At 64.1% G+C, this 804-nt stretch carries 1 protein-coding gene; it reads right to left on the reverse strand.

Features of this window, described 5'->3' with window-relative positions:
• Positions 1–771 (reverse strand): IS5 family transposase gene (locus BEN49_RS29640; RefSeq protein ID WP_239691960.1). Its coding sequence is split into 2 segments (ribosomal slippage), with 770 coding nucleotides annotated over them: positions 1–410 and positions 412–771; the frame shifts between segments, so codons are not numbered across the junction. This gene is flagged as partial in the annotation.
• Positions 772–804: the final 33 nt, after the last annotated feature.

Here is an 804-nt window from a genome sequence, read left to right on the forward strand (position 1 = left end):
TTTTCGGGCTTTTTGGCCCAGCGAATGAGCACGTGCCGGAAGCGGTTGAGCCAGGAGTAGGTCCGCTCTACCACCCAGCGACGGGCCTTCTGACCCGCTTTTTTGGCCTGGACTTCTTCCCCCCGGGGCCGGATGTGGGCCGTGTAGCCCAGGGCCGCCAGCGTTTCGCGCACCTGCTTCGAGGCGTAGCCCGCGTCCAGGCACAGCCCCTGCTCCCCGCCCGCCGCCCGGTGGGCGTCGCGGGCGGCTTCGGCCGCGGGTGGCAAGCTGGCCAAAGTGCTCTCTACCAGCTTCACATCGTGGCGGTTAGCCCCGTCGAGCACCAGCCCCACCGGGATACCCCGGGCTTCCGTCAGCAGGCTGCGCTTGACGCCGCCTTTGGCGCGGTCCGTGGGGTTGGGCCCCGTTTTTTTCCCCGCCCAACGGCGCTTTGTGCAGCGAACCGTCGAGGGCCATCCAGGCAAAGTTTAGCCCAATCAAGTCGTCGTAATCGCCCAGGGCCTCGTCCCAGAGGCGGGCAAACACGCCCGCTTGTACCCACTGTTGGAACCGACTGTGGGCCGTGGAGCCTTTGCATAAGCCCGTCGCATCCAATGCTTTCCACTGGCAACCCGTGCGCAGAACGAAGAAAATGGCGCTCAGCACCTCCCGGTCCGCAAGGCGGCGGCGGTGGCAGCCCAAAGGGTGGGCTTTGGGCACATGAACCGGCAAGAGCGGGGAAAGCCGCTCCCATAAGGTGTCGGAAATGGTAAATTCTTGAACTGTAGCCATGACCCCAAATTACAACCTATTTGGATAGCTTCT

The sequence above is a fragment of the Hymenobacter coccineus genome (assembly GCF_001816125.1).
Taxonomy (GTDB): Bacteria; Bacteroidota; Bacteroidia; order Cytophagales; family Hymenobacteraceae; genus Hymenobacter; species Hymenobacter coccineus.